The sequence below is a fragment of the Acuticoccus kandeliae genome (genome assembly GCF_003073115.1).
The window spans coordinates 2172738-2197559 of sequence record NZ_QBBV01000001.1 but is presented as its reverse complement, the minus strand read 5'-3'; the positions used below and the strand labels follow the sequence as shown (position 1 = coordinate 2197559).

Genomic DNA, 24822 nt, shown 5'->3' with positions numbered 1-24822 from the left:
GACGGCGACGCGCGGCGCGATCAGCCGCTCGCCGCCTCCGCGGCGTGCGGCAGCATGATCTCGTTGGCGCGGCTGCGTTCGATCGCGCATTCGCGGGCGAAGAATTCCACGAGCGCGCGCACCGAGGGTAGTCGCCCACGGCGCGAGGGGAAGACGGCGTGGACGATGCCTGCCTCCGGCCGCCAGTCGGGCAGGACGTGGACGAGGCGGCCGGCGCTGACATCCTCCCAGATCAGGATCGTCGGAAGCTGCACCGCGCCGACCCCCGCGATCGCGGCCGTGCGCAGGACCGACATGTCGTCGGTGACGAGGCGCGGCGCGTGCCGCACCGTCGCCGTGCGCCCGTCCGCATGGTGGAGCTGCCAGGCATAATCCTGATGGGACCGGCCGAGATCGAGGCTCGGCAGGCCTTCGAGATCGGCCGGGTCCGAGGCGGCCCTGCCCACGAGGCCCGGCGCCGCGACGAGGCACTGCGTGCTCTCGTCGAGCCGGCGCATGACGAGATCGCTCGGCTCCAGGGGCGGAAGGCGGACGCGGATCGCGAGGTCGATCCCCTCCGCGATCACGTCGACGCGGCGGTTGGTGCTTTCGAGATGCACCTTGATGAGGGGGTGCTCCATCATGAAGCGGGCGACGAGCGCGCCGAACTGGAAAGAGAGGAGCCCGGTCGGGCACGTCATGCGCACGACGCCGCGCGGCTCGGCCTGCGCCTCGGCGATGATCTGCTCCGCCGCCTCCGCCTCCACGAGCATCGCGACGCAGCGCTCGTAGAACTCACGGCCGATCTCGGTGACGGAGAAGCGCCGCGAGGAGCGGTTGAGGAGGCGCACGCCGAGGCTCTGCTCCAGGAGGAGGATGCGCCGGCTCAGCCTCGATTTCTGGATCCCCAGCGCGCGCCCGGCCGCCGAGAAGCCGCCATGATCGACGACGGCGGTGAAATAATAGAGGTCGTTGAGGTCCCGCATCGTCCTTCACATAGAACGCTGCGTCGCGTCCAGCAATCTTCAGCGGCCATCGTTGCGATGTTAGCCCACGCTCCCAAGCATTTCGGCAAATGGGATCGGAGGACGCGGGGCGCCGAAGCGGCCTCCGCCGGCCTCAGCGTACCAGTATCCAGGAGTGACCTGCCCATGGCGAGCGAACAGATCCGCAACCCAGAGACCGACCATCTTCTGACGCCCCAGAACGCGGCCTTCATCATCATCGACTACCAGCCGATCCAGGTGTCCTCGATCCGCTCGATACCGCGCGACGAGCTGGTCTTCAACATCGTGAGCACCGCCAAGGCCGCGGTGAATTACGACCTGCCGATCATCCACTCGACCGTCAATGTCGAGACCGGCCGCAACAAGCCGCCCATCGCGCCGCTGCAAGAGGTGCTCGGGCACCTGCCGACCTATGACCGCACCTCCATCAACAGCTGGGAGGACACCGCCTTCAAGGACGCGGTGAAGGCGACCGGCCGCAAGAAGCTCATCATGACCGCGCTCTGGACCGAGGCGTGCCTCGCCTTCCCCGCGCTCGACGCGCTCCGTGAGGGGTATGAGGTCTATGTGCCGGTCGACGCGGTCGGCGGCACCTCGCTCGCCGCGCACGAGGCGGCGCTGCGCCGGGTCGAGCAGGCGGGCGCAAAGCTGATCAGCCGCGTCCAGATGTATTGCGAGCTCCAGCGCGACTGGGCGCGCGAGGCGACGCTCCCCGGCTTCATGGACGTGTTCGAGAGCGCCGACGGGTTCAATCCCGAGAAGGCCGCCGCGGCCGCCTGAGGCCCCATCCCGTCATCCAAGGGCCGAGAGCCCGACAGTCAAAGAGGGACTCCCGTGATCAAGACAGGTCTCGAGGCGCTGCTGCGCCCTGAGGACAGCATCGTCGTCCTCATCGATCACCAGCCGTTCCAGTTCGCGAACCTCAACAGCCACGAGCCGACGATGGTCGTGAACAACGTCATCGGCCTCGCGAAGGCGGCGAAGGTGTTCGACGTTCCCGTGGTCCTCACCACCGTCATCGAGGACCGCGGCGGCCGTCTCATCAAGGGCCTTCAGGACGTGTTCCCGGACCAGAAGCCGATCGACCGCACCTTCATCAACACCTGGGAGGATGAGCGCGTCGTGGAGGTCGTGCGCAAGAGCGGGCGCAGGCAGCTCGTGCTCGCGGGGCTGTGGACCGAGATCTGCCTCGCGATGCCGACGATCCAGGCGCTCGCCGAGGACTACGAGGTCTTCATCGTGACGGACGCGTCCGGGGGCGTCTCCGCCGAGGCGCACGACATGGCCGTCCGCCGCATGAGCACGGCCGGCGCGACGCCGATGACATGGCTCGCCGTCGCGTCCGAATGGCAGCGCGACTGGGCGCGGGAGGCGACGATCCCCGGCCTCGCGGCGGTCCTTGCCGAGCATGGCGGCGGCAGCGGCGTCGCCTTCGCGTGGGAGATGCAGCTCCTGAATTCCCCGCGCCACTGAGCCGCGCCGCGCATCCCGCGCGCCGTGCCACATTCGCAGAGCCGATTGAGAGAGAACGCGCATGAGTTGGAACCCAGCAATCGCACCCGGCTGCCCCGATGAGGTCGGCATCGACGCGATCGAGACCCTCATCGTCCCGCGGGCCCGCGACCTTGGCGGCTTCGAGGTCCGCCGCGCCCTGCCGGCGCCGAAGCGGCAGATGGTCGGCCCCTTCATCTTCTTCGACCAGGCGGGCCCGGCCGAGCTCCTGACCGGACAGGGCATCGACGTGCGGCCGCACCCGCATATCGGCATCGGCACCGTCACCTACCTTTATCGCGGTGACTTCCATCACCGCGACTCGACCGGGGCGGACCAGATCATCCAGCCGGGCGCGCTGAACTGGATGGTCGCCGGGCGCGGCGTCACCCATTCGGAGCGCACCAGCGCGGCGGCGCGGCAGGGGCCGAACGGCCTCTTCGGCATCCAGACATGGCTCGCCCTCCCCGAGGCGAACGAGGACATCGCCCCCTCCTTCGAGCATCACGGCAAGGAGAGCCTGCCGGTGATCGAGGATCGCGGCATCTCGCTCCGCCTCATCCTCGGCACCGCCTACGGCCTCAGCGCGCCGGCGACGATGTTCTCCGACACCTTCTACGCCGACGTGAAGCTCGAGCCCGGCGCCCTCCTCCCGATGCCGGACGAGCACGAGGATCGCGGCATCTACATCGTGGAAGGCTCGGTCTCGATCGCCGGCCAGGAGTTCGCGGCGCCGCAGATGATGGTCTTCCGCCCCGGCGACAGGATCACTGTCGCGGGCGGCGGCAAAGGCGCGCGGTTGATGATCCTCGGTGGCGCGACGCTAGAAGGGCCGCGCTATATCTGGTGGAACTTCGTCGCCTCCTCCAAGGAGCGCATCGAAGCAGCCAAGACCGAGTGGCGCGCTGCGAATTGGGGCAAGGGACGCTTCGATCTCCCGGTCGACGACCGGGACGAGCACATCCCCCTCCCCGACTGACCGGCCCGACGCAACGACCGTCCGCGCAAGGCGCGGGCGGTCCGAGACGACCGACGGCGCGTTCCGCGCGATGACCCGGTGGAGGACCGAGAATGACCGGCAACTGGCCCTGCTTCGATTATCTGAGCTGGCGTGAGACGTGCGCCGCCCTGCATCTCTATTTGCAGATCGCCGGCAAATACCGGCTCGCCCGGAGCCCGTGGCAGAACCATTCCTGGAACGCGACCTTCACCGTGACGCCGCGGGGGCTCACCTCCTCGCTGATCCCGGACGGGACCGGCATCGAGATCCTCTTCGACTTTCACGACCACATGGTGATCGGCACCAGCGGGGACGGCCGGCGGGAAAGCTTCGCGCTCGGGCCGACGACGGTCGCCGCCTTCCATGCCGACTTCGTCGGGCTCGTCACCGCGCTCGGCGGCGACCCGACCTTCGACGGCCAGCCGAACGAGGTGCCCTACCCGGTGCCCTTCGCCGAGGATCTGCGCGAGCGGCCCTATGACGGTGACGCCGTCGCGCGCTTCCACGCCGCGCTCCTCGCGGTCGACCGTGTGTTCAAGACCTTCCGCGCGTCCTTCCTCGGCAAGTCGAGCCCGGTGCACCTCTTCTGGGGGAGCTTCGACCTCGCCGTCACGCGCTTTTCGGGGCGGCGCGCGCCGCTCCATCCGGGCGGCGTCCCGGCCCTGCCGGACGACGTCGCGCAGGAAGCCTATGACCGCGAGGTGTCCTCGGCGGGCTTCTGGCCGGGCGGCGGCGGCATCGACTATCCGGCCTTCTACGCCTACGCCTATCCGGCGCCGAACGGCTACCGCGCCGCGCCGGTCGCGCCCGACGGCGCCTTCTGGCACGAGGACCTGTCGGAGTTCATCCTGCCCTACGAGGCGGTGCAAGGCGCGGCCGATCCCGACGCCGCGCTCCTCGCCTTCCTCGTCTCGACCTACGAGGCGGCGGCCAACCTCGCCAAGTGGGACCGCGACCTCCTGGAGTGCGAGGCGGGCGGGCCGGGCACGGTGCGTCCGGCCGACGCCGAGCGGGAAAAGAGCGCCCCTGCCGCCGCCGAGGGAACCGTGGAGCGCGAGGACGGCCCCGCGAAGGGGCGCTACCGGCTCGTCGTCGACGGCGTCGAGGCGGAGATGACCTACAGCCGCGCCGGGAACGGGCTGATCATCATCGACCACACCGAGGTTCCCGCCGCGCTGCGCGGCCGCAAGGTCGGCGAGCGCCTGGTGCGCCAGGCGATCGAGGACGCGCGCCGCGACGGGGTCTCGATCATCCCCCTCTGCCCCTTCGCGAAGGCGCAGATCGAGCGTCACCCGGAGTGGCAGGACGTGCTGCGGCGCTGAGGGCCGGGCGCAAACGCCGACCCTCGCGCCACGGGGCGTCAGATGTTGATGCCGCCCGCGACGTCGATGACGCTGCCCGTCATGTAGCCGGCATCGGGGCCCGCGAGGTGGCCGACGAGCGCGGAGACCTCCTCCAGCGTCGCGATGCGGCGGATGGCGTGGAGGTTGAGGAGCGCCTCGGGCGGGCCATCCTTGCCGAGCACCGCGACCGACATGTCGGTCGGCATGACGCCCGGCTGGACGACGTTCACCGTGATGTCGCGCCCGCCGAGATCGCGGGCGATGCCGCGCGCATAGCCGACGAGGGCGGCCTTGGTGCCGGCATAGTCCGCCGCGCCCGGCACCGCGACATTGGTGCTGAAGCCCGAGCCGATGAAGATGATCCGGCCACCGTCCGACAGGACCGGCGCCGCCGCCCTGGTGGCCGCCACGGTGCCCATCACGTTGATCTGCCACTGGCGGTCGAGATTGACCGTGTCGAGGTCGGGATCGTCGACGGTCTTGCCCTGCACGGCGATCGCGGCGTTGTTGACGAGGATGTTGAGCCGGCCGAAGTGGCGGACCACCTTGTCGACGAGCGGCTTCGCGGCGGCCATGTCGGCCTGGTCGCTCTGGAGGGCGATGGCGTCGACGCCCTTCGCCTTCAGTTTCGCGACGACCGCCTCGGCCTTGTCGGCGGACGCGACATAGCTGATCGCGACGTCCGCGCCCCGGTCGGCGAGCGCTTCGGCGATCGCGGCGCCGAGGCCGCGCGAGCCGCCGGTCACGAGCGCGACCTTCCCCTTCAGATCCTCAGACATACCGAACTCCTCTCGATCTGTGACGAACGCGCGGGGCCTGGCATCGCGCCGGTGGGCCAATTATTTAATACGCGTTACAGAACGGCTAGATGCGGAGGCTGGTCTCGGGTTTCAAGCCGTTCTATAATCGAAGTTACAAAAAAGGAGATGACCGGTGGGACGGCGTCGCGCGTTCGACGCGGACGAGGTGCTGGACGTGGCGCTGTCCGTGTTCTGGAAGAAGGGCTTCGATGGGACGTCCTACGCCGATCTGGTGGAGGCGACCGGCGTCGAGCGCCCCTCCCTCTACGCCGCGTTCGGCAACAAGGAGGCCCTCTTCCGCCGCGTCCTCGACCGCTATTACGACCACTACATGGACTATTTCCCGAAGGCGCTCGCCGCGCCGACCGCGCGGGAGGTGGCCGTCGCGATCCTCCGCGGCTCGATCGAACTCAACACGCGCTTTCCCGACCATCCGGGCTGCCTGAACCTCAACGGCGCGCTGGTGGGCGCGGACGATTCGGCGTGCCTGCGCCGCATCCAGGTCGAGGCGCGGGACGCGGGCGAGGCGGAGATCCGGGCGCGTTTCGCGCGCGCAAAGGCCGAGGGCGACCTGCCGCCGGACGCCGACCCCGCGGTCCTCGCCGCCTTCATCACCGCGCTGATCCACGGCTTCGCGGTCCAGGCGAAGGTCGGCGTCGGCCGCGAGACGCTGGAGGCGGCGGCCGAGCAGGCGATGGCGGGGTGGCCGAAAGGGTCCGGCGCGGCGCCCTGAAAGGGCAAGCGATTTCAAGCCGATAGCCACCACCCAACGTCGCGCGCCCGCGGCGGATGCAACTTTGTTGGCGCGGCGTTGCGATTTTGACCGCCATTCTCCGCCCGCCCGCGCTATCCCTCGGCGACCCACCGAAGCGCGGCCGCCCGGCCCGCTTCGCCGCCGACGCCAGAAAGGCCCCGTCTTGAGCGCCCCCCACCCGATCCTGCGCATCACGCGCGACATCCTCGCCATCTATTGGGAGCTCGCGCGCATCATCATCCCGATCGCGCTCCTGGCACGGATCCTCACCGAGATCGGCGCGATCCACGCCCTCGCCCCCTACCTCTCGGGCTTCATGGGGACGTTCGGCCTGCCGCCGGAGCTCGCCATCGCGTGGCTCACCGCGCTCCTCGTCGGCATCTGGGCGGGCGTGACGGTGGTGTTCACGATGATGCCACCGGGCGCGCTCACCGAGGCGGACATGACGGTGTTCGCCGTCCTCATCCTCTTCGCCCACGCGCTGCCGGTGGAGCAGCGCATCATCCAGAAGGCGGGACCCGGCATCGTCGCGAGCACCCTGATCCGCCTCGCGGGCGGGATGATCTTCGCGCTCATCCTCCACCGCATCTTCGAGGCGACGGGTTGGCTCGCGACGCCCATCAACCCGCTCTGGCTGCCGGATGGCGAGCCCACGGGGTGGCTCGCCTTCATCATCGGCCTCGGCAAGACGCTGCTGTCGATGTTCGTGATCCTCTTCGTCCTCACCTTCGCCATCGAGGGGCTGAAATATGTGGGGGCGATGGCGACCGTCGACCGCGCGCTCTCGCCCTTCTTCCGCCTCGTCGGCATCGGCCGGGAGGCGGCGAGCTTCACCACGATCGGGATGCTTCTCGGTGTCGCATTCGGCGGCGGACTCCTCATCCGCGAGGCGCGGCGGGGCGCGATCCCACCGCGCCAGATTTTCCTCTCGTGCGTCTTCATGGGGCTCGCCCACGGGATCATCGAGGACACCATCGTGGTGGTGGCCGCGGGGGCCGATCTCGTCAGCGTGCTCTTCGGCCGCCTCGTCTTCGCGGCGGTGGCGACGGCGCTGATCGGCCTCTCGCTGGCCGCGACCTCCGACACCACCTTCTACCGCCACCTCTTCCGCGCCCGCCCGGACGCGACGTCGCCGTGAGGGCGGGTGATCGCCGCGCCGACGCACGCGCGGATCATGATCGCCCCGTGCTAGGCTCCAGACAGCCCGCGCGCCCGCCGCGTCCAATGCCGCCTCACCGCGCCGCACTTCGAAGGATAGACTGAATGACGATCGAGACCATCGGCGTGATCGGCGCCGGCACCATGGGCAACGGCATCGCCCAGGCCTTCGCCGCCGCCGGCTACAGCGTCGTGCTGCGCGACCTTTCGACGGAGGCGCTCGACAAGGCGATGGGGACCGTGCGCGGCAGCCTCGACCGGCTCGTGAAGAAGGGGACCGTCGCGGCCGGCGACGCCGAGGCGACGCTGGCGCGCATCTCCCCCACCACCGATATCTCCGCGCTTGCCGATCGCGACCTCATCGTGGAGGCGATCGTGGAGCGGCTCGACGTGAAGGCGGCGGTGATCAAGGAGCTCGACGCGATCTGCGGCGAGCGGACGATCTTCGCCTCGAACACCTCGTCCATCTCGCTGACGAGCCTCGCCGCGCACTCGGCGCATCCCGGCCGCGTCATCGGCATGCACTTCTTCAACCCTGTGCCGGTGATGGCGCTGGTGGAGATCATCCGCGCGCTGCAGACCGAGGACTGGGTCGCGGAGGCGGTGCTGGAGGCGGCGGCGAAGATCGGCAAGCAGCCGAAGGCGGCCAAGGATTCCGCCGGCTTCGTCGTCAACCGCCTGCTGGTCCCCTACATCAACGAGGCGGTCTATGTGCTCGCCGAGGGCCTCGCGACGGCCGAGGACATCGACGCGATGATGAAGCTCGGCGCCAACCACCCGATCGGCCCGCTGGCGCTCGCCGACCTCATCGGCCTCGACGTGGTGCTGAACGTGATGGACACGCTCGTCGACGGGTTCGGCGATCCGAAATACCGGCCGAGCCCGCTCCTGCGCCAGATGGTGGCCGCCGGCTGGCTCGGCCGCAAATCCGGCCGCGGCTTCTTCACCTACGGCTGACGCGCGGGCCGCGCGTGGCGTCGAGGAGGGATTGATGGAGAGGTGGCCGCTTCTACCTCTCCGGAGGCATTCGGGAGAGAGATTGCGATGACCTGGAAGCCTCAGAATTATCCCTCGATGAGCCCCTATATCAGCTGCCGCGACGGGGACGCGCTGATCGGCTTCGTCGAGAAGGCGTTCGGCGGCGTCCTGCAGCGCCGGTTCGACCGGCCCGACGGCTCGCTGATGCACGCCGAGGTGCGCATCGACGACAGCGTCGTGATGATCGGCGGCGGCGTCGAGACCGACCCGACCGCCGGGCCCCACATCCACCTCTATGTCCCGGACGCGCGCCCCGTGTTCGACCGCGCCGTCGCCGCCGGGGCGAGCGTCGTGCAGGCGCTGGAGCGCAAGCGCGACGACGACGATCTGCGCGGCGGCGTGCGGGACCCGTCGGGGACGACCTGGTGGATCGCGACGCAATAGCCGGCACGCGGAAGGGGCGGCGTCCGGCCGCCCGCCCCCATTTGCCGGGTCACTCCGCCGGCGTGATGTCGCCGGGCTTCCAGGTCTTGTCGAACCACGGCTCGAGCGGGCCGTAGAGGCGCAGGAGGACGTTCCACCCCTTGCCCGGCATGGTCTGGACCCAGTTCGCCTCATGCCCCGCCGGAGCGGTCGGGCCGAACCAGACCGTCACCGAGCCGTCGGCATCGGCCTTCGCGCCGCCGTGACTGTCGAGGCCGGCAAGCTTCTGGTCCGTCTCCAGAAGGGAGCGGGTCTGGTTGTCGTAGACGACGAAGGACCAGAACTCCCGCGCGGGCACCGGCCCCGGCAGGGTGATCGTGTACGTCTTCCCGCCATCGAGAACGTCGCCATTCGCGTCCCGCACCGCGGCGGCATAGGCGGAGCCCGAGCCGACCTTCGCCATCGCCATCGCCGGCGTGATGCCCGTCGCGTAGTAGAAGAACAGGGTGCGCGCATCGAGGAGCCGTTCGGCCCCATCCTCGAACAGATAGCTGCCGCCGAGGAAGCCGGTGAACCACTTCCGGTCCGGGTAGAAGTAGGATGCCGGATCGCGCGGGTCGAAGAGGATCGTGCGCGCCGTGGCGTTTCCGACGGCAGCGGCATCGTCGAGGATCGCCTTCATGCGCGCGTCGGGCGCGAAAGGCTGCCCCTTGCGGATGCCGATGGCGGCGAAGAGGCCGACCGTCTCCGGCTCGACGAAGTCGGCGGGCTCGGCCTGCACGACCTCGTTCAACTCGTCATAGAAGCGCGCCGTGTTGGCGCTGATCGTGTTGAACTTCTGGCCGGACGTGTTCACGAAATTCGTCGGCGGCGGACTGCCGCTCTCGGTGACCGCGTGGAGGGGGAAGAGGTCGGCGCCCGTCTTCACGTGCGCGACCGCGCCGGGGATGTCGCCATCCTTCACGAACGCACGGAAGAAGATGAGGAGCGTGTTGGTGCGCGGCTTCATGACGAAATAGCCGTCGCTCGGAACATCACCCTCGTAGCCGGGCGGCACGAAGAGATAGCGCCCGCCCGCCCCGCCATCGGGCCCGGTGAGGCCGATATCGGTGACCCAGCGGAAATAGGCGTCGTCCACCGGGCCGAGCACGCCGGTCGGCACCTTCAGCACCATCGGCCCGTCCGAGAGGTCGAGGCAGGCGAACGAGTACACCGTCGTCGTGTTCGGCGTCAGGAACAGCGAGCGCGCGTCCATCAGGTCTTCGGTGATGCCGATCGCCTCATTGGCCTTGATGCCGACGCTCGCGAGCCCGTTGCAGATCGCGCGGACCGACGTCGCCGGGATGCCGTTCAGGAACGCGTCGACCCCGCGCATGAAGTCGAGATTGTCATAGACCCGGCTGGCGGTCTCGGCGTCCGGCGCGCCGTGGTGGAAGCGGAGCGTGCCGATGCGCGTGTCGACGCTGTCGGGCGTCGTGATCCAGGCGGGCACGTCCGCGGAAAATTTGGGGGCGGTCTGCGCCTCGACCGGCGCGAGGGTCGCGACCGAGGCCGCGACGCAGGTGAGGAAGGCGAAAGCACGGATCATCGGGTTTCCTTTGCCGATCCTGTTGTCGGCGGCCAATTCTGGGGTTCGCGGACCGAGACGCGTGGCGTTCACGCCGAAACGGAGCCGGAGCGGAGCGCCGCACGGCCGAGCGCCTGGGAGCGCGAGGGCTCCCAGACGTGGTGACGGCCTTGCGATGGACGGATTACTTGCCGATCGCGGTGTTCGCCTGCTTCACCAGCTCGACGCAGCGCGCATAGTCGTTCGCGTCCTTCGCGTTGGAAGCCTGCTCGGAGAGGGTCCGCGCTTCGCTGCGCGCCGACTCGGTGATGCCCTGCTGGCTGGTGATCGCGGTGTTGAGCGCCTCGATCCCCGACGTGCAGTCTCCCTCGGTCTGCGCGTTGGCGATCCCCGCCCCGAACGAGGCGATGAGGATCCCGGCGAGCGCCGCATAGAGTGTCGTCTTCATAGCGTTCTTCCCTTTTTGAAGCGGAGCGTGTTGCCCGGGCTCCGATTTCCGGGTGCGCCGACAGCCGGCGCCACGAAGGGACCGCGCGTTGTGTCGATCCCTCGCGAGACCTTGGCCGGACCGTCGAGGCGATCCGGCCGCCAACCCTCAGAGGTAGGCGCGTCTGTAGAAGCGGCGGCGCGCACCGGCGTAGGACAGCGGCGTCAACGGCATGCCGATGATGTCGATGAAGATGGAGACGTCTACGGCCTCCTCGGGCATCACGCCGTCGATGATCGTCGCCGTGTAGCGGAGCGTGTCGCCGTCGATGCGCGGATCCTTCAGGATCACGACGACCTGGCGCAGCGTGCCGTTCTCGAGCACGGAGAGATCGGCATTCGGCGGATCGGAGAGGAAGCTGTCGGTGCCCTCGCTCCAGAACGGCACGAAATCGGCCGTCTTCATGTTGCCGGCGATCCGTTCGGGCCTGTCGGCGAAGAAGAGCGTCGTCGGGCTGATCCCGTGCAGCACGAGCTCGCTGGCGTCGGCATTGAAGGCCATCGCGTTCGCCGTCTGGACGAACAGGAAGTCGGCCTGGTCCGCGCTGGGATTGACTTGGGCGGCCGAAGGTCTGCTCAAGGTCAGGGACGCAATGCCTGCCGCGCCGGCCAGAACCGTCCGCCGGCTGGAATTTCTGCGCAGAAAGTCTCTCTCTATCGTCATCGAGATGTCTCCTCGAATTTTCTGAGAGTTGACGAGCCTATGTGTGGGAGAAGACCGCGGGACTGTTCGGCAAACCCTGTCGCGAAGGGGCGACGGGCAGGGTCACGGAGAGCCGAAGTCTTTGAAATCGGACGTGTCGGGGCGGCGATTGCCGCGCGAGCGATCCAGCGAGCATCGGTGGTGTCCTTCTTGCCGAGGATGTACCGCTGCAAGAAACTATGACCGACCCGACCCCGAGTCCTGCCCACTTCGCGCCAAATTATCCAACCTGTGGATGTATCTGTAGGCGCTTGGAGACTGACCGGTCCAACGCGTGAAGGCACGGGCGAAGGCGCCCGGCTTGCGGTAGCCGAGCCGCGCGGCAATGTCCTGAACGGCCGTCTCGGTCTCGCACAACAGCGTGTGCGCCACCTTGAGGCGCACATGCGCCTGCGCGTCCCGGAAGGTCAGATCCTGCTCACGGAGCCGGCGCTGGAGGGTGCGGTTGCTCGTCCCGAGCTCGCTCGCGAGGCGCTCGACCGTCAGCGCCCCCGACAGCGCAAGTATTTCCATAGTCGCCCATATTTGTGTCATATGGGGCGTGCTATAGTGTCGACGAGTCATTTTTCCTCCAGATTGCAGCGCATCGGAGGCGATTGATCTTGCCGTATCAGCTCTCGATCACCAGACCACTGCGCGCCACTTTCGGCGGCCTCGAAAAGCAGCAGGCGATTGCATGGCGATACCTATAATTTTTCGCGCGAAGCATTTGCATCAGTATATCCGCCTCTTCCGCGAGACCGGCGTGCCCGTCGATCGCGCGCTGGCCCGCTCGACCCTCCCCGGATCGGTCGAAGAGACGCCGGACGCCTATCTCAGCCTGCCGCTCGCGCTGCCGTGGATGGCGCAGACGGGCAGCGACATGACGGCGATGGAGCTCGGCTTCCAGGCCTCGCGGCACGTGACGCTCGGCTCGCTGGACCGGAAGGTGCAGACGTCCGTCGCGACGAGCGTCAGCGGGCTCGCCGCGATCCGGCGCGCCTTCCGCCTCGCCGCGCTGGAGGACACGGCGGTCCGCGCCGATGTCTGGCAGGACGGGGAGAATCTGCGCCTCTGCACGACGATGCCGCGCCTCGCGCGCCACCCGCACGCCTGCCTCGTCGAATGGATGAACGTGATGGCGATGACGGCCATCGTAAGGGATTTTCTCGGCCCGGCATGGGCGCCCGAGGAGATCACGTTCGTGTCGCAGGCGAAGCCTCCGGTCTCTGCCCTCGAAGCGTTCGACGGCACGCGCATTCTCTGCGGCCAACCGCAGACCTCGATCATCGTGCAGGCCGGCGCGCTCGCCCCGGCGCGCGGCAGCCCCCGTGGCGGCCCCGCTGACCTCGGCGCCCTGCCGGCGGACGGTCCGGAAGACCTTTGGACCTTCCAGTCCGCGTTGCGCGCCGCGATCCGCCCCTATCTCGGCGAAGGCCAGTTCAGCCTCGCCCACGCGGCCGAGATCGCGGGGACGAGCCAGCGGACGCTCCAGCGCCGCCTCACGCTGTGCGGCACGAGCTTCGCCGAGACCGTGCAGCAGGCCCGCTTCGAATGCGCCCGCGAATGGCTGCGCGACGCGTCGCTGCGGGTCAGCGACGTCGCGCTGATGGCGGGCTACGAGAACCCGCAGCACTTCTCCCGCGCCTTCCGCAAATATTCGGGCCTCACCCCCAGCGACTATCGCCAGATCGTGCGGCCGGGCTGACCGCGCGGCGCGGCGCCGCCCGAGTGTGGCCCCGGCCCCGCTTTTCGACTTGAGCCCGGCCCCGACCTTCGTCATGATCCGCCGCATGGGGATGTCGCGATCTCCCCACGAGGCGTCAGCCCAAGTGTCGCGTTCCGCAATCACCCATCATGGGGAGGAACGGTCGTGGCTGCACCCGACACCATCACCACCGAAAAGCTCGCGCGCCTCATCGGCACGCACCGATGCCCCGTGCTCATCGATGTGCGCACGGACGAAGACGCCGCCGCCGATGCGCGCGGCCTTCCGGGCGCGATCCGCCGCCGGCACGAGGACGTCGCCGGATGGGCGCCCGGCCTTGCCGGACGATCCGCCGTCGTCGTCTGCCAGCGCGGCATGAAGCTCAGCCAGGGCGTCGCGGCCTGGCTGCGGCACGAGAAGGTCGCCGCGGAGACGCTGGAAGGCGGCTTCGAGGCCTGGCGCCATGCCGGCCTCCCCCTCGTCCCGCACGATGCGATCCCGCCCCGCGACACCGCCGGCCGCACCCTCTGGGTCACGCGCGCGCGGCCGAAGATCGACCGGATCGCCTGCCCCTGGCTCGTCCGCCGCTTCGTGGACCCGTCGGCCGTGTTCCTGTTCGTCGCCCCGTCCGAGGTCGCGGCGGTCGCCGACCGGTTCGGCGCGACGGCGTTCGACATCGAGGACGTGCGCTTCAGCCATCGCGGCGAGCGCTGCACCTTCGACACCATGATCGAGGCGTTCGCGCTCGCGACCCCGCCTCTGCTGCGCCTTGCCGACATGGTGCGCGGGGCCGACACCGCGCGGCTCGACCTCGCGCCGGAGGCGGCGGGCCTCCTCGCCGCCTCGCTCGGCCTCTCGCGGATGTTCTCCGACGATCTCGAGCAGCTCGAGGCCGGGATGCTCCTCTACGACGCCTTCTATCGCTGGTGCCGCGACGCGACCGAGGAGACCCACAACTGGCCGACCAACAAGGGGCCGCGGCCATGAGCGTCATGACAGAGACGAGGGAGGCACGAACGGCCTTCCCGAGCCTTGCCGAGGCGGTGCCGGTCTGGACGCGGATCGCGCTCCTCTCCTTCGGCGGACCGGCCGGGCAGATCGCCGTGATGCACCGCATCCTCGTCGAGGAGCGGCGCTGGATCGGGGACGACCGGTTCCTCCATGCCCTCAATTTCTGCATGCTCCTGCCGGGGCCGGAGGCGCAGCAGCTCGCGACCTATGTCGGCTGGCTGATGCACCGGACGGCAGGCGGCCTCCTTGCCGGCCTCCTCTTCGTGCTGCCAGGTGCGGTCGCCATCATGGCGCTCTCGCTCATCTATGCCGTGTGGGGCGATGTCGGGATCGTCTCGGGCCTCTTCTTCGGCCTGAAGGCGGCGGTGCTCGCGATCGTCGTCAACGCGGTGGCGCGGATCGGCAAGCGCGCGCTGAAAGGGCCGGCGATGATCCTCATCGCGGCATCCTCCTTCGTCGCGATCTTCTTCTTCGGCCTCCCCTTCCCGCTGATCGTCCTCGCGGCGGGGCTCATCGGCCTTGCGGGCGGCCTCGCCGGGCTCCCGGCGTTCCGTGCGGGCGGCGGTCATGGCGCCGGCAAGGGCCCGCATCTCGCGGACCATGCCTCCCTCCTCGGCGACGCGACGCCCCAGCACGCCCGCCCGGACGTGCGTCGCATGGCGCTGACGGCGGCGATCCTCCTCGCCCTTTGGCTCGCGCCGACGGCGTTGCTCGTCGCGGCGCTCGGCGGCGACAATGTCTTCGCCGAGATCGCCAAATTCTTCTCGGCCATGGCGGTCGTGACCTTCGGCGGCGCCTACGCGGTCCTTGCCTATGTCGCGCAGGAGGCGGTTGGCACCTATGGCTGGCTGGCGCCCGGCGAGATGCTGGACGGGCTCGGCATGGCGGAGACGACGCCGGGGCCCCTCATCATGGTCACGCAGTTCGTGGGCTTCATGGGCGCATACCGCAATGCAGGCGACCTGCCGCCGCTCCTCGCCGGGATTTTCGGCGGATTGCTCACGACATGGGTGACGTTCGCGCCGTGCTTCCTGTGGGTGTTCGTCGGCGGGCCGTTCATGGAGCGGCTGCGGACGAACCGGGCGCTGTCGGCGGGCCTCGCGTCGATCACGGCGGCGGTCGTCGGCGTCGTCCTGAACCTCGCCCTCTGGTTCGCGCTCCACGTCCTCTTCTCCGAGGTGCGGCGCGTGACGGCCTACGGGCTCGACACCGAGGTTCCGGTGCTCGCCTCGCTCGACCCCGTCGCGGCGATGCTGACGGCGGCGACCCTCGTCGCCGTCTTCGCGCTGCGGGTCGGCCTCGTCCCGGTGCTCGCCGGCGCGGGCGCGGCCGGCATCGCGCTGCATCTCGCCGGGTTGGCTTGAGGCCTCCTTCGGGCCGGCGGTCAATCCGCCGGCACCGCCGCATAATCCCGCCCCGTGCTCGCCCAGGCGATCAGGGCGAGGCCGAGGCCGATGAGGGAGAGGATCGCGCCGGCCCAGTTCGGCGAGGCGAGGCCGAAGCCCGCCGCGATGGTCGCGCCGCCGACCCATGCGCCGATCGCGTTGCCGAGATTGAACATCCCGATATTCACCGACGCCGCCATGGTGGGGGCGCCGGCGTGGCGCGCGCGGTCCATCACCAGCTTCTGGATCGGGGAGACCGTCGCGAAGCCGAAGGCCGCCATCAGGAAGACCGAGGCCGAGGCGACCCAGCCATTGCCGACGCCGAGCCAGAACACGAAGAGGACCAGCGCCTGCCCCGCGAGCGTGACGAAGAGCGTCCCGAAGAGCGAACGGTCGGCGAAACGCCCGCCGATCCAGTTGCCGACGGCAAGGCCGAGCCCGAAGAGGACCATGAGCTGCGCGATGCCGGAATCGGAGAAACCGGCCTCCTCCGCCATCATGGGCGCGATGTAGGTGATGGAGGTGAAGAAGGCGGCCGGGCCGAAGACGGTGATGCCCATCGCGCGGAGAACCTGCGGGTCGATGAAGGCGCGCAGCTCCTCTTTGAGAGCGATCCCCCTGCCCGCCTCGATCCGCGGCACGAGCGTCGCGATGCTGAGGACGGTGAGGAGGCCGATCCCGGTGACGAGCCAGAACACCAGGCGCCAATCATAGACCTGCGCGAGCCAGGTGCCGACCGGCACGCCGAAGAGGTTCGCCAGGGTCAGCCCCGAGAACATGAAGGCGATGGCGCTCGTCTGCCGGTCCTTGGCGACGAGGGAGGCGGCGATGATCGAGCCGATGCCGAAGAAGGTGCCGTGGTTGAACGCCGTCAGGACGCGGCCCGCCAGCGCGACCGGCAAGGTCGGCGCGAGCGCGGTGATCACGTTGCCGAGCGTGAAGACGAGGGCGAGGCCGATCAGCATCCGCTTGCGCGGGATCCTCGCCCCGAGAACGGTGAGGATCGGCGCGCCGACGAAGACGCCGAGGGCGTAGGTGGTGGCCATGAGGCCGGCCGTCGGGATGTCGACGCCGAAATCGTTGGCAATCTGCGGGAGGATGCCGGCGACCACGAATTCGGTCAGGCCGATACCGAATGCGCCGATCGCCAGCGCGAAGAGTGCCGCTGGCATGGAAAGTCTCCGTATGCGATGATTCTTGCCGAACGTCGTTCGGCTCGACCGCCCATATGAGACATTGTGTTCGGAGATAAAGCGCGAATGCCCACATCGGAGACAGAAACAGATGTCGTTCGGCAGGCCCGGCACCATCCGGCCGAGCTCGACCCGATCGACCGAAAGATATTAGGCGCGCTCGCCGAGGACGCCTCGCGCAGCTATGCCGAGCTCAGCAAGCTCGTGAACCTCTCCGCGCCCGCCGTGCACGACCGGGTGAAGCGGCTGCGACGCGACGGGGTGATCAAGCGCACGGCCGCGATCCTCGACGGCTGCAAGCTCGGCCGGTCTCTCCTAACCTTCCTGGTGGTCGACACCAGCAGCTACAGCGCGACGCGCGAGCTGTTGACCTTCGCCGGCCGGCCGGAGGTGGAGGAGTTGCACACGGTGGCGGGCGACGGGTGCGTGCTCGTGAAGGTGCGCGCGGCCGACACCGAGTCGCTGGAGAGCTTCCTGATGGAGATCCAGAGTCTGGAGGGCGTGCGCTCGGTGCGCAGCTACATCGCCCTGTCGACTTTCCTGGAGCGAGGCCCATCGCCCGATTGAGCGCCGCGCGGGGCGGTCATTCGCGGCACGTCTGAAAACGTTTACTCTCACCGACTATGCGCGTACACTTGCGTCGTGGCCCGATGCCTCGGGTCTAGGCGTCAAGCGGCCCCGCCTTGCAGCGGGGTTGAAAACGAATAGCTTGCGGCGCGCCGGACCGTGCGCCGCCGCGCCCACCCGCCGCGCCTCTCAGGGACCGCCTTCCACGTGAGCACGTCGAGACCGCCCGACAAGCCAGCCAAGCGCGGCAAAGCCACGGTCCACGACGTGGCGAAGCGCGCGGGCGTCTCCATCGCGACCGTCTCGCGCGCCCTCAACACGCCGGACGCCGTCCGTGCGGAGCTGCGCGAAGAGGTGCTCCGGGCGGCGAAGGATCTCGGCTACACCGCCAATTCGGTGGGGAAGGCGCTGAGGCGACGGCGGTCCCAGGTGATCGGCACGCTCCTCCCGCGCCTTGCCGATCCGCTCTTCTCCCTCGTCGCGAGCGGCATCCAGGACGCCCTCGTCGAGCACAATTATGTCGGCTTCCTCCAGACCTGCGGCTTCGACAATCGCGCCCTCTATGCGCACGGCCGCGCCCTCGTCGAAAAAGGCGCTGAGGGACTGATCGTCTTCGGCCGGATCGACGATGAGGATCTTCTCGACTTCGCCGCCAAGCAGAACATCCCGCTGGTGACGGTCTACTCCTACGACCAGGCCTCCACCGTCCCGACGATCGGCATCGACAACTATGCCGCGACGCGCCAGCTGACCGACCTCCTCCTCCAGCTCGGTCACACGAAGATCGCCATGATCTCGGGGCCGCTCGCAGGCAACGACCGGCAGCAATCGCGCACGAAGGCGTTCGAGGACTGCCTTGCCGAGCATGGGCTCGACGCCCTCGTCGAGCAGGTGGACGTGGAGCATGAGCGGGCGAACGGCGCGGTCGCGCTGCAACGCCTGATGTCGCTTCGTCCGGACCTCACGGCGCTCCTGTGCAACCGCGACGTGATCGCCTTCAGCGCCATCGCCGAGTGCCGGCGCCTCGGATTGAAGGTGCCGGAGGACCTCTCCCTCACCGGGTTCGACGATGTGGAATATGCCTCGCTCCTCGACCCGCCCCTGACCTCGGTCGCGGTCCCGGCGATCGAGATGGGGCGGCACGCGGCGGCGACCATCATCCGCCACCTCGAAACCGGCGAGGCGATGCATTCGGCGCACTACGAAACCGAAGTGATCCTGCGCCGCTCGACGACCCGCCCGCCATCCAGCTGAGGCCGCGCAGCGCCGCAGTCGGGGCGCCCTTGACTGGTCGAAGTAAACGTTTACAGAATGGCCAATCACCAGAGTGAGGCCTGCTCCGTGCGCTTTTCCAGAATGGTCAACGTCGTCAGCGCCCACGCCGCGGGCGAGCCCAACGACGTCATCACAGGCGGCGTCCTCGACGTGCCCGGCGCGACGATGTTCGACAAGATGGTCCACCTGCGCGACCACGCCGACGCGCTGCGCCAGTTCCTGCTCAACGACCCGCGCGGCAAGGTCACGCTCTGCATGAACCTCATCCTGCCGTCGAACGATCCGAAGGCCGATTTCGGCTACGTCATCATGGAGTCGGACTTCTACGTCCCGATGTCCGGCACCAACACGATCTGCACCGTCACCGTCGCGCTCGAGACCGGCATGGTCGCGATGGCGGAGCCCGTTACGCGCCTGACGCTCGAGGCCCCCGCCGGCCTCATCGAGGTGAGCGCGGTCTGCGAGAACGGGAAGTGCAGAAGCGTCAGCTTCGACAACGTCCCCGCCTTCGTGATGGCGCGCGAACGCACGATCGACGTGCCGGGCCTCGGCGCCCTCACCGTCGACGTCGCCTACGGCGGCATGATCTACGTGATCGTCGACGCGGCGAGCGTCGGCTTCTCGGTGGTGGCCGACGAGGCGGCGGCGATGGTCGAGCTCGGCGAGCGCATCAAGGCCGCCGCCGCCGAACAGATCCCCGCGGTCCATCCGGAGAACCCGCAGATCCACACCGTCAACCAGACGCTCTTCGCCGGCCCGCTCGAGAAGACGGCCACCGGATGCCGCTCCAAGAACAGCGTCATCGTCTCGCCCGGCCGCCTCGACCGCTCGCCCTGCGGGACGGGCACCAGCGCGCGCCTCGCCCTCCTCCATGCGCGCGGAGACATCGCGCCCGGCGAGACGTTCATCCACGAATCCGTCATCGGCACCGAGTTCACCGGGACGATCACCGGGACGACGACGGTCGGCGGCCTGCCGGCGGTGCGCCCGACCATCACCGGCTCGGCCTGGATCACCGGCTTCCACCAGCACGTGCTCGACCCGAGCGACCCCTTCCCCCGCGGCTACCGGCTGAACGACACATGGCCGGGCTCCACCTTCACCCCCGTCCAGTCCGCGTGAACCCCACCCGCGTTCACCGCGCCGGAGAAGCCGATATGCGCCCCACCGCCTCCATTCCGCCCGACGCCGCCACCGACAGCGGGCAGGTGCTCGTCCTCGCCCCCGGCGAAGGCAAGACCTTCTGGCAGCCGACGCCGGCCAACGGCCAGATCGACGTGCGCATCGCCCCCGACTTCGTGGACCTTCAGACGCCTTTCAGCATCGGCACGCAGACCGTGCCGCCCGGCGGTTATGTGCGGGAGCACTCGCACCCGAACCATGATGAGGCGCTGCACTTCATCTCGGGCACCGGCAAGGCCGTGGTCGATGGCGTGGAGTACAGGCTGGAGCCAGGCGTGACGATCTTCGTCGGCCGCAACCGGCGCCACATGTTCATCAACGATTCCGATCGCGACCTGCACTGGCTCTGGTTCATCCAGCCGAACGGGCTGGAGGTCTTCTTCGAGGAGGTCGGCCGCCCCGTCGTCCCCGGCCAGCCGGACCCGACGCCCTTCCCCCGGCCCGACAATGTGCTCGAGATCGAGCGGCGGACCGCCTTCGCGCCGCAGCCGAAAGACCAGCGCACGCCGGACTAAGCCGCGTCCGCCTTCACCGCCGGGGCCATCGGTCGTCCGTGCGGAGCGTGAAGGCGGGCCCCTTCCGACAAACCCGAGACGCCGCGCGCCAACCCTGGCGCGGGCGGACTTCGGACGCTTCAGCCCCATTGGAGGCCGCATTCATGGACATGTTCCTCAAAGACAAAGTCGTCGTCGTCACCGGCGCCGGATCGGGCATCGGCGCCGCCACGGCCCGGACCTTCGCCGAGGAGGGCGCGAAGGTCGTCGTCGCGGATTTCGTCGAGGAGACCGCCGCGAAGGTCGCCGGCGAGATCGCGGGGAATGGCGGCGCGGCCGTCCCCTTCCGCGTCGACGTGCGCGTCGAGGCCGAGGCGCAGGCGATGGTGGACTTCGCCGTCGCGACCTATGGCGGGCTCGATGTGCTCGTGAACAATGCCGGCAAGGGGATGCTCGGCACCGTCGAGACGGCGGTGGAGTCGGAGTGGAACGACATCGTCGCCGTCAGTCTCAACGGCACGTTCCTCTGCTCCAAATACGCGATCCCAGTGATGCGCGCGCGGGGCGGCGGCGCGATCGTGAACACCGCGTCCAACATCTCCATGGCGATGGCGATCAAGGACCGCGCGGCCTATGTCGCCGCGAAGGGCGCCGTCTCCGCCCTCACCCGCTCCATGGCGCTCGATTTCGCGGCGGACAATATCCGCGTGAACTCGGTCGCGCCCGGCGTCATCTGGTCGAACTATTTCGACGTGATGCTCGGCCAGGTGGCGGACCCCGAGGCCTTCAAGGAGGGCCTGCGCGCCCGTGCGCCGACGCACCGCTGGGGCACGCCGCAGGAGATCGCGAACGCCATCGTCTGGCTCGCGTCGGAGCGCGCCTCCTACGCCACCGGCTCCATGATGACGGTGGACGGCGGCTCCTCCATCTGGTGACGAGATGAGGCGGCCCGGCTCGGGCCGCCGCGCGCTTACTGCGCGAGGAGCGCCGCGACCACCGCCGCCGCGTCGTCGAGCGTTGCGGCGAGCGCGTCCCAGTCGTGCCCCGGCCCCTGCGCGACGTTGAGGAGCGCGACGCACTGTCCCCCGACCATCACCGGCTTGTTCGCGAGCCGCACCGCGCCGAGCCCGAACACGGTCTCGGGATCCGGATAGGCCGCGCGGATCGCCGCTTCCCCGTCGGCCACGAAGAGGGCCGCGCGGTGATGGACGTGGTCGAGCCATTCGCTCGCCGGCAAGGGCTTCGAACGGCCCGTCGGATAAATGTCCGGCACCGTTGTGAAGACGCGCCGCCCGGCAAGGCCGCCACCATCTGCCTCGAAGGCGAGGACCGTCGAATATTGCACCCCGCCGGAGCGGGCGATCAGGCGGACGAGCGCGTCGAAGCCCGCCGCGCGCGCATCGGACGGCGCGCTCACGAGAGGCCCGGCAGCAGGAGCGCGATGCCGGGGAAGACCGTGAGCAGCGCGATCGCGAGGCACAGGAGCAGGAAGAAGGGCATCGCCGACAGGGCGATCCTGCCGATCCCCTCCCCGGTGATCCCGCGCAGGATGAAGAGGTTGAAGCCGATCGGTGGGGTCAAGAGGCCAAGCTCCATGGTGAGGACGAAGTAGATGCCGAGCCACACCGGGTCGAAGCCCGCCGCGATCGCCATCGGCGCCGTCACCGGCAGCGTCATCACCATCATCGAGACGCCGTCGAGGACGCAGCCGAGGAGAAGGTAGAAGACCGTAAGGCAGACGATCAGTAGCGCCGGGGACAGGTCGAGCGCCGCGATCGCCGCCCCGGCCTGCTGCGGGATGTGGAGGAAACTCATCGCCGAGGACAGGAAACCAGAGACGACGAGGAGGATGCCGATCATGCAGGACACGCGGACCGTGCTCTGCAGCGTCTCGCGCATCAGCGACAGGCCGAACTGGCCGCGCAGGATGATGAGGATGATCGTCGCCCCGAGGCCGATGGCCGCCGCCTCCGAGGGGGTCGCGAGGCCGGTATAAATGCCGCCGACGACGGCGAGGATGATCGCGACCAGCGGCAGCACGTCGAGAACGCGCCGCAGGCTCGTCGCGCTGGAGGCCGGGGGCGTGACGCGCTTGTCCGAGCCCGTCAGCAGCGACAGGAGTGCGATATAGGCCATGAAGAGGCCCGCCACCATCAGCCCCGGCAGGATCCCGGCGAGGAACAGGTCGCTGATCGAGACCTGCGCCAGCACGCCATAGACGATGAGCGGGATCGACGGCGGAATGAGGATGCCGATGCTGCCCGAGGCGGCCATCGAGCCGAGCGCCAGACGCCGCGGATAGTTCTGCTGGCTGAGCGCGGGAAGCGTGATGCGGCCGATCGTGGCGGTCGTCGCGGCGGTCGAGCCGCTCACGGAGGCGAAGAGGGTCGAGCCGAGCACGTTGGCGTGGACGAGGCCGCCCGGAATGCGGCGCGTCAGCGGAGCGATCGCTTCGAACACGGCGGCGGCGATGTTGCTGCGGATCAGGAGCTCGCCCATCCAGATGAAGAGCGGGATGGCCGACAGCTCCCACGCCCGCGCCGAGCTCCACGTCGTCGTCTGCAGGATGAGGCCGATGCGGGTGAGCGACCAGCCGGCATCGACATAGAGCGCGCCGATGCCGATGAGCAGGATCGCGACGAAGAGCCAGAGCCCCGCCCCGATGAGGACGAGGAGGAGGCCGAAGAAGGCGGCGAAGGAGAGTGCGAAATCAGGCATCGTGCATCTCTTCGGCGAAGTCCGCCGCGCCGAGCTGGCCGGTCAGGATGAGGCCGAGGCGCGACAGGCCCTGGAGCACCAGATTGGCCGCGCCGAGCGTCGCCATCCCGAGGGGGATCCAGAGCGGCACCTCGGCGACCGTCTGGCTCACCGTGCCGCGCGACCAGGCCCGCTCCGCCGCGGCGAAATAATATTGGGTGATGAGGATGGAGACGAAGAGCAGCGCCAGGAGGGCGAACGCCTCTGCGACGGCCCGCGCGCGGGGGCCGAGGCGGTCGAGGAGGAGGCCGACCCGAAGGTGCGCCTTCGCCCTCAGGCATCCGCCGGCCGCGCCGAAGATCAGCGTCGCCACCATGTAGCCGACGAACTCGTCCAGCACGAAGGTGGAGGTCGCGAACACCGCCCGCATGACGATCTCGACGACGATGTGGACGAACATCCACACCACCGCCGCGCCCGCGAGGAGTTCGCCGACCACCGCGCCGATGGCGGCGACCCTGTCGAAGCTCGAGGCGAAGCGCTTCATGACGATCTCCCAGGACGAAATTCGGCGATGGCGTCCGCGATGCGGGCGGACGGACCCTTTCGGGGGCCCCGTCCGCCCGCGTCCGCGCGACGCCGGTTCCGCTTATTGCGTGGCGGCGCGGTAGTCGTCGAGGAAGGTCTTGCCCGCGTCACCGGACTTTGCGAGCCAGTCGTCGATCACCGGCTGCGCCTTCTCGCGCAGGAACGCGATGAGCTCGGGCGAGAATTCCTTCACCATCATGCCGCCCTCGTCGGCCACATGCTTCTCCTCGGAGGCGACGAGATCCGCGATCTGCGCACGGTTCCAGGCCTCCGTCTCGGCCGCGGCTTCGAGCACGGCGGCGCGAAGATCGTCCGGAAGCTCGTTCAGCGTGTCGAGGTTGATCGCCGCAGCGGCCTGGCCGACATGGGTGCCGATGTCGTTATAGGCCGGGACGACGCCCATCGGCAGGCCGAGCGAGATGCCCGAGATCGACGCGTGGACCGCCTCGATCGCGCCGACCTGAAGCTGCGGGACGACGTCGGCCCAGGAGATCTGCACCGGGCTCGCCCCGGCGGCGCGGAAGAGCTCCATCGCGATCGGGTGGTTCACGCGGATCTTGAGGCCTTCGAGGTCCGCAGGCGTCTCGATCGGCTCGGCCGACCACACACCGACCGCCGGCCAGATCACCATGTAGAGAAGGGCGAGATTGTCCTCCTCCATCGCCGCCTCGACATAGGGGCGCGCGATCTTCTGCATGGTCTCGGCTTCGGCGAGCGTCTGGCCGATCAGCGGCAGGTTGGTGACGAGATACATCGGGTTGCGCCCGGCGCCGACTTCGAGCGGGAAGTTGCCCATCGGCAGCGCGCCCGCGCCGATCGCGTCGATCATGTCGGCGGAACGGAAACCGGCCGAGCCGCCGAGCTGGTTGACGATCTCGACACGCCCCCCGGTCTTCTCCTTGACAAGCTCGGCGAAGTGGATGTCGGCGAGGCCCGGCGGGGTCGCGGCGGAATACTCGTTCGCGAGGTCGAGCGTGTAGTCTTGCGCCATCGCGGCGCCCGAGAGGAGCACCGCCACCGGCAATGCCAACGCCAAGGACTTGAGCTGCATCGA

At 69.0% G+C, this 24822-nt stretch carries 27 protein-coding genes; 16 read left to right on the top strand and 11 right to left on the bottom strand.

The window, feature by feature from the left end:
* Positions 1 to 20: 20 nt before the first annotated feature.
* Positions 21 to 965: a LysR substrate-binding domain-containing protein gene (locus DBV35_RS09970; protein WP_108659995.1), complete on the bottom strand. Its 945-nt coding sequence runs from the start codon at positions 963 to 965 to the stop codon at positions 21 to 23.
* 165 nt (positions 966 to 1130) lie between these two features.
* Here DBV35_RS09970 and DBV35_RS09965 point away from each other — a divergent pair, with 165 nt between their 5' ends.
* The 4 genes from DBV35_RS09965 to DBV35_RS09950 all read left to right on the top strand — a co-directional run bounded on the left by DBV35_RS09965 (position 1131) and on the right by DBV35_RS09950 (position 4799).
* Positions 1131 to 1766 carry a hydrolase gene (locus DBV35_RS09965; protein WP_108659994.1) on the top strand — a complete coding sequence of 212 codons (636 nt, stop codon included), beginning with the start codon at positions 1131 to 1133 and terminating at the stop codon, positions 1764 to 1766.
* 54 nt (positions 1767 to 1820) lie between these two features.
* Positions 1821 to 2459 carry a hydrolase gene (locus DBV35_RS09960; RefSeq protein WP_108659993.1) on the top strand — a complete coding sequence of 213 codons (639 nt, stop codon included), beginning with the start codon at positions 1821 to 1823 and terminating at the stop codon, positions 2457 to 2459.
* Between the two features lie 61 nt (positions 2460 to 2520).
* Positions 2521 to 3456: a pirin family protein gene (locus tag DBV35_RS09955; protein WP_108659992.1), complete on the top strand. Its 936-nt coding sequence runs from the start codon at positions 2521 to 2523 to the stop codon at positions 3454 to 3456.
* A gap of 92 nt (positions 3457 to 3548) precedes the next feature.
* Positions 3549 to 4799, top strand: coding sequence for a DUF5996 family protein (locus DBV35_RS09950; protein WP_108659991.1), 1251 nt, complete (start codon positions 3549 to 3551; stop codon positions 4797 to 4799).
* Positions 4800 to 4837: 38 nt separating this feature from the next.
* Here DBV35_RS09950 and DBV35_RS09945 read toward each other — a convergent pair whose 3' ends face one another.
* A complete protein-coding gene (locus DBV35_RS09945) occupies positions 4838 to 5599 on the bottom strand; it encodes an SDR family NAD(P)-dependent oxidoreductase (RefSeq protein ID WP_108659990.1) in 762 nt (253 codons plus the stop codon).
* A 154-nt stretch (positions 5600 to 5753) separates the two neighbouring features.
* Between DBV35_RS09945 and DBV35_RS09940 the strand changes: the two genes are divergently transcribed.
* From DBV35_RS09940 to DBV35_RS09925, 4 genes are all read left to right on the top strand, one after another.
* Positions 5754 to 6353 carry a TetR/AcrR family transcriptional regulator gene (locus DBV35_RS09940; protein ID WP_108659989.1) on the top strand — a complete coding sequence of 200 codons (600 nt, stop codon included), beginning with the start codon at positions 5754 to 5756 and terminating at the stop codon, positions 6351 to 6353.
* Positions 6354 to 6537: 184 nt separating this feature from the next.
* On the top strand, positions 6538 to 7512 hold the full coding sequence (locus DBV35_RS09935; RefSeq protein ID WP_108659988.1) for a PH domain-containing protein: 975 nt from the start codon (positions 6538 to 6540) through the stop codon (positions 7510 to 7512).
* A 125-nt stretch (positions 7513 to 7637) separates the two neighbouring features.
* Complete coding sequence (locus tag DBV35_RS09930) at positions 7638 to 8489, top strand: 3-hydroxybutyryl-CoA dehydrogenase (RefSeq protein WP_108659987.1); 852 nt, start codon at positions 7638 to 7640, stop codon at positions 8487 to 8489.
* Positions 8490 to 8576: 87 nt separating this feature from the next.
* Positions 8577 to 8954: a VOC family protein gene (locus DBV35_RS09925; RefSeq protein WP_211099944.1), complete on the top strand. Its 378-nt coding sequence runs from the start codon at positions 8577 to 8579 to the stop codon at positions 8952 to 8954.
* Positions 8955 to 9003: 49 nt separating this feature from the next.
* On the opposite strand, the gene DBV35_RS09920 is transcribed toward DBV35_RS09925, so the two are convergent.
* From DBV35_RS09920 to DBV35_RS09905, 4 genes are all read right to left on the bottom strand, one after another.
* Positions 9004 to 10521: a DUF1254 domain-containing protein gene (locus DBV35_RS09920; RefSeq protein ID WP_108659986.1), complete on the bottom strand. Its 1518-nt coding sequence runs from the start codon at positions 10519 to 10521 to the stop codon at positions 9004 to 9006.
* A gap of 163 nt (positions 10522 to 10684) precedes the next feature.
* Complete coding sequence (locus DBV35_RS09915; RefSeq protein ID WP_108659985.1) at positions 10685 to 10948, bottom strand: hypothetical protein; 264 nt, start codon at positions 10946 to 10948, stop codon at positions 10685 to 10687.
* A gap of 147 nt (positions 10949 to 11095) precedes the next feature.
* Positions 11096 to 11566, bottom strand: coding sequence for a hypothetical protein (locus DBV35_RS09910; RefSeq protein ID WP_245943891.1), 471 nt, complete (start codon positions 11564 to 11566; stop codon positions 11096 to 11098).
* A 300-nt stretch (positions 11567 to 11866) separates the two neighbouring features.
* Positions 11867 to 12202: a helix-turn-helix transcriptional regulator gene (locus DBV35_RS09905; protein WP_157961660.1), complete on the bottom strand. Its 336-nt coding sequence runs from the start codon at positions 12200 to 12202 to the stop codon at positions 11867 to 11869.
* A 196-nt stretch (positions 12203 to 12398) separates the two neighbouring features.
* Between DBV35_RS09905 and DBV35_RS09900 the strand changes: the two genes are divergently transcribed.
* The 3 genes from DBV35_RS09900 to chrA all read left to right on the top strand — a co-directional run bounded on the left by DBV35_RS09900 (position 12399) and on the right by chrA (position 15751).
* Complete coding sequence (locus DBV35_RS09900; RefSeq protein WP_170134901.1) at positions 12399 to 13376, top strand: AraC family transcriptional regulator; 978 nt, start codon at positions 12399 to 12401, stop codon at positions 13374 to 13376.
* Positions 13377 to 13541: 165 nt separating this feature from the next.
* Positions 13542 to 14363: a chromate resistance protein ChrB domain-containing protein gene (locus tag DBV35_RS09895; protein WP_108659981.1), complete on the top strand. Its 822-nt coding sequence runs from the start codon at positions 13542 to 13544 to the stop codon at positions 14361 to 14363.
* Positions 14360 to 15751, top strand: a complete 1392-nt coding sequence (gene chrA, locus DBV35_RS09890) for a chromate efflux transporter (RefSeq protein ID WP_108659980.1) — start codon at positions 14360 to 14362, stop codon at positions 15749 to 15751. Before DBV35_RS09895 ends, chrA begins: the two co-directional genes overlap by 4 nt.
* Positions 15752 to 15771: 20 nt before the next feature.
* Here the strand turns inward: chrA and DBV35_RS09885 are convergent, their stop codons facing one another.
* Positions 15772 to 16944, bottom strand: a complete 1173-nt coding sequence (locus tag DBV35_RS09885; RefSeq protein ID WP_108659979.1) for an MFS transporter — start codon at positions 16942 to 16944, stop codon at positions 15772 to 15774.
* An 87-nt stretch (positions 16945 to 17031) separates the two neighbouring features.
* Between DBV35_RS09885 and DBV35_RS09880 the strand changes: the two genes are divergently transcribed.
* From DBV35_RS09880 to DBV35_RS09860, 5 genes are all read left to right on the top strand, one after another.
* Positions 17032 to 17532: an Lrp/AsnC family transcriptional regulator gene (locus DBV35_RS09880; RefSeq protein WP_108659978.1), complete on the top strand. Its 501-nt coding sequence runs from the start codon at positions 17032 to 17034 to the stop codon at positions 17530 to 17532.
* 207 nt (positions 17533 to 17739) lie between these two features.
* On the top strand, positions 17740 to 18786 hold the full coding sequence (locus tag DBV35_RS09875; protein ID WP_170134900.1) for a LacI family DNA-binding transcriptional regulator: 1047 nt from the start codon (positions 17740 to 17742) through the stop codon (positions 18784 to 18786).
* 87 nt (positions 18787 to 18873) lie between these two features.
* Positions 18874 to 19929 (top strand): proline racemase family protein, encoded by a 1056-nt coding sequence (locus DBV35_RS09870; RefSeq protein ID WP_108660654.1) that lies wholly within the window; start codon positions 18874 to 18876, stop codon positions 19927 to 19929.
* Between the two features lie 35 nt (positions 19930 to 19964).
* A complete protein-coding gene (locus DBV35_RS09865) occupies positions 19965 to 20504 on the top strand; it encodes a cupin domain-containing protein (RefSeq protein ID WP_108659976.1) in 540 nt (179 codons plus the stop codon).
* A 143-nt stretch (positions 20505 to 20647) separates the two neighbouring features.
* On the top strand, positions 20648 to 21418 hold the full coding sequence (locus DBV35_RS09860) for an SDR family oxidoreductase (protein WP_205648534.1): 771 nt from the start codon (positions 20648 to 20650) through the stop codon (positions 21416 to 21418).
* A 35-nt stretch (positions 21419 to 21453) separates the two neighbouring features.
* On the opposite strand, the gene DBV35_RS09855 is transcribed toward DBV35_RS09860, so the two are convergent.
* From DBV35_RS09855 to DBV35_RS09840, 4 genes are all read right to left on the bottom strand, one after another.
* Positions 21454 to 21900: a hypothetical protein gene (locus tag DBV35_RS09855; protein WP_108659975.1), complete on the bottom strand. Its 447-nt coding sequence runs from the start codon at positions 21898 to 21900 to the stop codon at positions 21454 to 21456.
* Positions 21897 to 23201, bottom strand: coding sequence for a TRAP transporter large permease (locus DBV35_RS09850; RefSeq protein WP_108659974.1), 1305 nt, complete (start codon positions 23199 to 23201; stop codon positions 21897 to 21899). Before DBV35_RS09850 ends, DBV35_RS09855 begins: the two co-directional genes overlap by 4 nt.
* On the bottom strand, positions 23194 to 23727 hold the full coding sequence (locus tag DBV35_RS09845) for a TRAP transporter small permease subunit (protein WP_108659973.1): 534 nt from the start codon (positions 23725 to 23727) through the stop codon (positions 23194 to 23196). The genes DBV35_RS09850 and DBV35_RS09845 overlap by 8 nt, the downstream gene beginning before the upstream one ends.
* A 102-nt stretch (positions 23728 to 23829) precedes the next feature.
* Complete coding sequence (locus DBV35_RS09840) at positions 23830 to 24819, bottom strand: TRAP transporter substrate-binding protein (protein WP_108659972.1); 990 nt, start codon at positions 24817 to 24819, stop codon at positions 23830 to 23832.
* Positions 24820 to 24822 lie beyond the last annotated feature (3 nt).